This window comes from Paenibacillus pasadenensis (assembly GCF_002864175.1).
In the GTDB taxonomy this organism is placed as follows: Bacteria; Bacillota; Bacilli; order Paenibacillales; family Paenibacillaceae; genus Paenibacillus_O; species Paenibacillus_O pasadenensis.
In genome coordinates this window covers 1,560,539-1,567,500 of record NZ_NFEZ01000004.1, presented here as the reverse complement: position 1 = coordinate 1,567,500, position 6,962 = coordinate 1,560,539, and the positions used below count along the sequence as shown (strand labels likewise).

The window sequence follows — 6,962 nt, the reverse complement described above, 5'->3', positions numbered from 1 at the left end:
ACTGCAAAACGATCCTGACGCTGGATGCGGAGCGCGCTACGGAAGGCTACGAGGCTCCCGAGACGCATGCCGCGCCGGAGGACAAGCCGGCCCCGCCCGCAAGCCAAGCCTGACCGCAGCAAAAACCGCCGGACCTCTCGCAGGTCCGGCGGTTTTTGCATTCTTTTGGAATCAGGAAGGACGAGACAGACTCTCATGAATGACGCCCCAGATGCTGTCCGTCTGGAAAGAACGCGCCCAAGTAGCAACGCCGGCCAAGCCGTACTTGTGCACGAGCTCCACCCTCGCCTCGATCGACCGCTCATCCTCGATCCAGATCCGGTTTCGGACGCCTTCCTTTTCGGCATACTCGATGTAGTTCTGTCCAGCCGCCTCATCAAACACGGGTGTCAGCTTGCGGTCCCGCATGATCTCGCGGATGCGATCCATGCCGACGGCCTTGGACGACACGTCTACGCTCCCATCCTCGCCCTTGGACTCGCTCCAGATCCGGGTATACAGCGGCATGCTGAGCACGAGCTTCGCCGGATCGACGCCGTCTTCCTCCAGCAGGCGCTTTATGGAAGCCTCTACCCAAGGAAGCGATGCGACCGAGCCGGCCTTTGGACTGCTCGCCCAGTGCTCGTCATACGCCATCAGCATCATATAGTCGACGCTGTCGATCAGCGCCTCGCGATCGAGGAACAGCGACCACATCTCGCTGCTCGACTTCGGGGTGACATCGATCGAGACGATCAGCCCCGCTTCGTGCAGCATCGGAGACAGCTCCCGCACGAACTGCACGAAGTTCTGCTTGTCTGAGGTGCGCACGTTCTCGAAGTCGATATTGATCCCCTGCAGCTTGTACATCTCCGCATAAGCGAGCAGCTGCCGGATCATCGTGAACCGGGTCTCGGCGCTCGAGAGCACCTTGGTCGTCAGATCCGGATCAAAGGCGTTGCTGAACAGCGCCCACACCTGCATCCCCCTCTGGCGAGCCCAGGCTCCGTAGGACGCATCGGCCTTGCTGCGGATCTGGCCGCTGCCGTCGCTGACCTCGAACCAGGTCGGACTGACGACGTTGACGCCCTCCATCGCCGGATAGCCGGACGGATCGGGATGCTTGCTGTAGACGGCTTCCCAGGTGAGATTGACCTTCTGGCCCGGCTTCCATGGAAGCGCAGGCTCCTCCTCCTGGAGCGGCGCGATCACGCGGTCTCCGGTGAAGCGAAGCTCTTTTTTGCGGACATAGCCCGAGTGGCCCTCCGGCCCTTGCACCTTGTACCAGTCTTCCTGCTCTCCCCATACGATCAGCGGCTGGCCCGGCGCGGCCCGATCCACATAGGGACGATGGATGGACGGCTCCGACCGCACGAAAATGTCCTCGTCATCCTTCGCGGAAACGGCCATCCTGAGCCGGTCCCCGGCTCTTTCCAACGTCATGACGCCGCTCGCGGAGGAGATCTCCGCCTGGATGCCGTACAACGTCTTGAGCGGAGACAGCGGCATGTAGACGCGTCCGTTCCGTTCCACCGGTGCTACGGCAAGCTGGAACGGCTTGTCGCCGAGCTTGGCTTGCAGCTCGTCCTTTTTCATGAAGAGCACCTTCGTATCGCTCGTGAGGATGATCGACTGCGTCTTCTCCTCGTACCAGACGGGCAGATCGCTGCCCAGCACCGACCTGATCGCCTCGAGCGGAAGCAGCGTCTGGCCTTGCTCGATCAGCGCGCCTTCCTTCAAGTACGTCCCTCCGTAGAACAGCGGATGGGCATGGCCGTATTCCGGCTTCATATCGTCACGGCTCGGCGTGAGCTTGCTGTAGGCCGCCCACGCGCCCGCTATCATTCCAATTATCAGGCAAAAGCCAAGCAGCCGCCGGAAGCCGCTTCTGCGGCGCTTGCCTCCGTAGGCTTGTCCCCTCTTCATGCTTCACGCTCCTTTGCTGTCATCCCCTAGACGAGTCTTGCCGACGGAAAGTTGTCTCTCTACTCTATGAGTCTATCGGCAAAAAAATGCAAAAAAAAAGCCGGGAAGCGGCGCTTCTCCAGGCTCGATTACGAGTGCGGCACGGCAGCCCGACAGGACGTGCATACGCCGTAGATCTCCATGCGATGACCTTCGACGCGGAATCCGGTCTCCCGCGAAGCGGCGCGCTCGACTTCCATCAGCGGCGGATAGTCGAAGTCGACGATCTCGCCGCAGACCTTGCAGATGGCATGATAATGATCCGACAGATTCGCATCGAAACGGCTTGAGTCGTCTCCGTAAGTCAGCTCCCGCACGAGGCCCGCCTCCACGAACAGCCGGAGGTTGTTGTAGATCGTCGCGACGCTCATGCTCGGGAAATCGGGTGACAAAGCTTTATAGATCTCATCCGCGGTCGGATGAGTCATCGAGTTCATCAGAAACCCAAGTATCGCGTGACGCTGCGGGGTCATGCGGACGCCGCTGGATTTAAGCTGCTCTAAGGCTTGTTCTACGCTGGCTCCCATTCCCGATCACGCCTTCCTTATAGTCTTAATTACTTTGTAGTAGTTCTATTGTACGCGCGGATTTCCCGTTTTGTCAACGAAACCGGCGCTCGCGCAGCTGGAACTATTCGGGCATGGACGGGTAGGCGTAGATGGAGATGTCGCTGTTCGCATCCACGCGAATCCGATGGAGGCCGAGTCCGATGATGCCTTCGACCCGCTTCTTCGTCACCTGGAGCGGCAGCTCCGAGCGGATCTCGCCGAACGTGACCGCGCCGTCCATGACAAAGGAGGATGACGTCGGCAGCGACAGCATGACCTCGCCGATCGAGCTGTCGATGTCCCAGCCCCCGCCGACGGACGAGCTGCGGATGCGGATCTCGCCGTTCAGCGTGTCGGCCTGAAGGCTGCCCGCCACTTCCTCGACCCGGATAAATCCGTTTTTCGTCTCGAGGATGGTCGACTCCCCCTCGATGTCGCCCACTTCAAGATTGCCGTTGCTCGTGTAGGCATTGATCGAGCCGCTGATGCGCGAAGCCTGGATGCTGCCGTCGCGGGCGGATAGGGCGGCATCGCCGAAGATCCGTTCCGCTGCGATATTGCCGCTGGTCGTGTCGGCCTCGACCTTGCCTCGAAGATCGCGCAGCTCGATGGAGCCGTTCCGGTTTTTGATCGTCCATCCTCCCTCGGCGGTCAGGCCGGACATCGACACGTTGCCGTTGCCGGCATGGAGCAGCACCTTGACCGCCTGAGGTCCGGGAGTCGGCGAAGCCGACGGGCTTGGCGGCAAGGACGCTTCGGGCGTCGCCGCGGCGGACGGAGGCTCGCTCGGCCCGGCTGCCGTCATGCCGGAAACCGGCTCCAGGGACGCGCTGCCGCCGGCCGAAGGCAATGGAGCAGCAGCGGCGATGGACGGGCCAGGGGATGAAAGCCCTGTCGGCAAGGACGGCAGCGGCAGCAGAGGGAGCGGTTCCGGCTCGTCGATACGGAACGAAGCCTCAAGATCGGCCGGCAACGTCACGATCAGGTTGTAGCGGGGCAGCCGGGAGCCGTTCGCTCCGTAAGGCATGCCTTGGGCGACGATTTCCAGCTTGTCTTCCGAGCTGACTTTCAGCTTCGACTTCTGGCGGACGTAATCCGCTTCCTGGGAATCCTCCGTATCCACCCATAGCTCGGCCTCAACGGTCACCAGACGGCTGTCCGGACTCGAGCGGACCGTCACATCGCCGTTCGGATTGTCGAGGATGACGCTCGTCACCTGCTCCTCGAGCGTCAGGACGATCGGCTCCTCCTCGTAGCGGAAGCCTTTTTCCTCCGACAGGTTTTCCAGGCTCGTCCGGCCGGCATACTGGTCGAGCCAGCGGAACGGCAGGCCCCCGTACTGGGTGACGGCATAGGCCGATCCGATTAGCAGCACCGCGGCCGCGGCCGCTCCAGCGCCGACGGACAGCCGGCGGCCGGGACGATGCTTTTCGAGCAGCTGGAACGCCAGCATCTCGATGCCGGCAAGCACGAACAGCATCGGCCACCAGTCGGAGAGCAGGCCGATGTCGTTGCGCTCGCGGACCTGATCCCACAGAAGGATCGCTCCGCAAGCCGCAAGCAGCAGGATGGAGCTGAGCCTTCCGAAACGGAACTGCTCCGGCCGCCTTCGCAGCGACAGCCAGGCCGCCAGAGCGAGCAGCACCGCTCCGGAGGCCATGTCGCCGATCCAGTCGAGCCGCGGCTGGACCGCCTCGGTCGGGCGAATCAGAAACAACAGCAGCAAGCCGCCCGCCACCAGCACGAGGCTATGCCGCAAGGAAAACGGACCAGCGTCGCTTCTCTTGCCCGCGGGCGCAAGCTTGATTCGGGAATGGATTTCGAGTGAATCGAAGACGCTATAGAAATACAAAGCCGGCAGGGCGTAGCCGAGATAGAGCAGCAGCAGCGCGCGGCTCCCGCTCGTCGAATCCGAAAAGCGGATCAGCGCCGCCAAATCAAGCAGCACGACGAGCAGCAGCAGCAGGCCGCGGCCGTACCAGCCCAAATACAGATGGCCGCCGCCCGGAAGCAAGGCGGCATAGAGGCCGGTCAGCCAACGATTTTTTCGGTTGCGGGCTTCGGCGCTCATTCGGCACTCACGGCATGCACGCCCTCCAGGCATTTGATTTTTTCCAACAGCGGAATCAGCTTATCCTGCTTCGGAAACGTAATATGCAGCAGGAGCATGACCCGCGGCCGCTCCAGCTCCCGGTCTCCGTACTCCTGCAGCGACAGCTTGCGCATGACGATGCCCTGCTCCGCGAGCAAGGCGCTCACGGCCTGCAGCAGCGCTTCCTTTTCGTCGGCCAGCACCTTCAGATGATGCTCGCGCTTGCCGCCGCTAAACTTTTTTTCGAGCTTGTTGAGCACGACGAGCACGAGCAGCACGAGCACGGTCGTCGCGACCGCCGGCAGCAGGAAGCCCGCGCCGACCGACAAGCCGATGGCGGATACGACCCAGAGCGAAGCCGCAGTCGTCAAGCCGGTGATCGACTTGCCCGTAAACAGGATTGTCCCGGCTCCCAGGAACCCGATCCCGGTAATGACCTGCGCGGCCAGGCGCGCGGGATCGAGCCGAACGTTCGTCTCGTTGACGAACTGAGCGAAGCCGTATATGGACAACAGCATCAAGAGGCAGGAGCCGAGACAGACGAGGATGTTGGTGCGGAAGCCGGCGGCGTGGTTGGACTGCTCCCGTTCGAACCCGACGAGGCCGCCGAGCAGCACCGCGATGAACAGCCTCAGCAGCAGCTCCCATTCGTTGATATACCACGGACTGTCCGAAGCGATCGAGTGTAGCGCGTTGTTCATGCCATTCCTCCCATGAATGCCGAATGTCCGTGCGCCGCGGGCATAACCGCCGACGCTTCTCATTGTATGCGCGGGCTCCAATTGTTTGCCGGGCATGGGGCATGTTGTATTTTACCCTGATTAGTGCGGATTGCCGCTTCTTTTTTAAATGAACAAAGCCGCCCTCCCGAATCGAGAGGACGGCTGCTGCCGGATATCCGGATGGATGCCGACGAATTCAGGCGTTGAGGACGTCGACGAGCAGCTTGTTGACGAGTCCGGGATTCGCCTTGCCTCGCGACTCCTTCATCACTTGGCCGACGAGGAAGCCGATCGCCTTTTCCTTGCCGGCTCGGTAATCCTCGACCGATTGCGGATTGGCGGCGACGATCTTCTCGACGATCGCCTTGATCGCGCCTTCGTCGCTGATCTGCACGAGTCCTTGCTCCTCGACGATCTGCTGCGGGCGCTTGCCGCTTTCGAGCATTTCCTTGAAGACGGTCTTGGCGATCTTGCCGCTGATCGTGCCCTTCTCCAGCAAGCCGATCATCTCGCCGAGGCCCTGGCCGGTGATGCGGACAGCCTCGATCTCCTTCCCGGTCTGGTTCAGGTAGCCGAGCAGGTCGCCCATGATCCAGTTGGAGACGGCCTTGGCGTCCTTGGTGTAGGACAAGCTCTCCTCGAAGAAGTCGGCCAGCTTTTTGGAAGCGGTGATGACGCCGGCATCGTAGGCGGGCAGGCCGTACTCCGCCGTATAGCGGGCTTGGCGAGCGTCCGGCAGCTCCGGGATGGAGGCGCGCACGCGCTCCTTCCACTCGCTGTCGATGTGCAGCCGCACGAGATCGGGGTCCGGGAAGTAGCGGTAGTCATGCGACTCTTCCTTGCCTCGCATCGAGAAGGTCTTGCCCTGGCTGTCGTCCCAGCGGCGCGTCTCCTGCACGACCGTACCGCCGGCGTCGAGGATATCGGCCTGGCGGAGCTGCTCGTACTCAAGGCCGCGCTGCACGCCGCGGAACGAGTTCATGTTTTTAAGCTCGGCGCGAATGCCGAACTTCTCCTGGCCCCAAGGGCGCAGGCTGATGTTGGCGTCGCAGCGGAGGCTGCCTTCCTCCATCTTGACGTCGGATACGTCGCAGTACTGCATGATGGCGCGGAGCTTCTCCAGGTAAGCCTTGGCTTCCTCCGGCGTGCGCAAATCCGGCTCGGACACGATCTCCACAAGCGGCGTGCCGACGCGGTTAAAGTCGACGAGCGAGGCATAGCCGCCCTCGACATGGGTCAGCTTGCCCGCGTCCTCCTCCAGATGAAGGCGGGTGATGCCGATGCGCTTCGTCTTGCCGTCGACCTCGATGTCGATCCAGCCGTTCTCGCCGATCGGCTGGTCGAACTGGGAAATCTGATACGCCTTGGGCGAATCGGGATAGAAATAGTTCTTGCGGTCGAACTTGCTGACGTCGGCGATCGTGCAGTTCAGCGCCATCGCGGCCTTCATTGCGTAGTCGACCGCCTGGCGGTTGAGCACCGGCAGCACGCCGGGATGCCCCAGGCAGATCGGACAGGTATGGGTATTCGGCGGGGCGCCGAAGGAAGTCGAGCAGCCGCAGAAGATCTTGCTGGCGGTATGAAGCTCGACATGCACTTCAAGCCCGATGACCGTCTCGTACGATTGGTAGTGAGTCATGGCTTAGCTCCTCCTGC

Annotated in this window: 6 protein-coding genes (1 of these 6 cut by a window edge); 1 reads left to right on the top strand and 5 read right to left on the bottom strand. The window is 62.0% G+C overall.

Annotation, left to right across the window (positions count from 1 at the left end):
• Window positions 1–113: the 3' portion of a YgzB family protein gene (locus B8V81_RS16350; protein WP_028600553.1), read on the top strand. 283 nt of this gene lie to the left of the window's left edge; 113 of the gene's 396 nt are visible here — the last part of the coding sequence; the start codon falls outside the window, past its left edge; it ends in the stop codon at window positions 111–113.
• A gap of 58 nt (window positions 114–171) precedes the next feature.
• Here B8V81_RS16350 and B8V81_RS16345 read toward each other — a convergent pair whose 3' ends face one another.
• The 5 genes from B8V81_RS16345 to gatB form a co-directional block, all read right to left on the bottom strand.
• Window positions 172–1,905 (bottom strand): glycosyl hydrolase family 18 protein, encoded by a 1,734-nt coding sequence (locus B8V81_RS16345; RefSeq protein ID WP_028600554.1) that lies wholly within the window; start codon window positions 1,903–1,905, stop codon window positions 172–174.
• Window positions 1,906–2,033: 128 nt separating this feature from the next.
• The gene (gene perR / locus B8V81_RS16340; protein WP_028600555.1) at window positions 2,034–2,471 is read right to left on the bottom strand and encodes a peroxide-responsive transcriptional repressor PerR; all 438 of its coding nucleotides are present in this window, start codon (window positions 2,469–2,471) and stop codon (window positions 2,034–2,036) included.
• Between the two features lie 103 nt (window positions 2,472–2,574).
• Window positions 2,575–4,563, bottom strand: coding sequence for a DUF4097 family beta strand repeat-containing protein (locus B8V81_RS16335; protein WP_028600556.1), 1,989 nt, complete (start codon window positions 4,561–4,563; stop codon window positions 2,575–2,577).
• On the bottom strand, window positions 4,560–5,285 hold the full coding sequence (locus tag B8V81_RS16330) for an MgtC/SapB family protein (protein ID WP_043111992.1): 726 nt from the start codon (window positions 5,283–5,285) through the stop codon (window positions 4,560–4,562). The genes B8V81_RS16335 and B8V81_RS16330 overlap by 4 nt, the downstream gene beginning before the upstream one ends.
• Window positions 5,286–5,502: 217 nt before the next feature.
• Window positions 5,503–6,945, bottom strand: coding sequence for an Asp-tRNA(Asn)/Glu-tRNA(Gln) amidotransferase subunit GatB (gene gatB, locus B8V81_RS16325; protein ID WP_028600558.1), 1,443 nt, complete (start codon window positions 6,943–6,945; stop codon window positions 5,503–5,505).
• Window positions 6,946–6,962: the final 17 nt, after the last annotated feature.

What these genes read in the sequence shown, in the direction of transcription:
- B8V81_RS16345 (WP_028600554.1), bottom strand. Translation starts at nt 1,905, where the DNA reads ATGAAGAGGGGACAAGCCTACGGAGGCAAGCGCCGCAGAAGCGGCTTC.
- perR (WP_028600555.1), bottom strand. Translation starts at nt 2,471, where the DNA reads ATGGGAGCCAGCGTAGAACAAGCCTTAGAGCAGCTTAAATCCAGCGGC.
- B8V81_RS16335 (WP_028600556.1), bottom strand. Translation starts at nt 4,563, where the DNA reads ATGAGCGCCGAAGCCCGCAACCGAAAAAATCGTTGGCTGACCGGCCTC.
- B8V81_RS16330 (WP_043111992.1), bottom strand. Translation starts at nt 5,285, where the DNA reads ATGAACAACGCGCTACACTCGATCGCTTCGGACAGTCCGTGGTATATC.
- gatB (WP_028600558.1), bottom strand. Translation starts at nt 6,945, where the DNA reads ATGACTCACTACCAATCGTACGAGACGGTCATCGGGCTTGAAGTGCAT.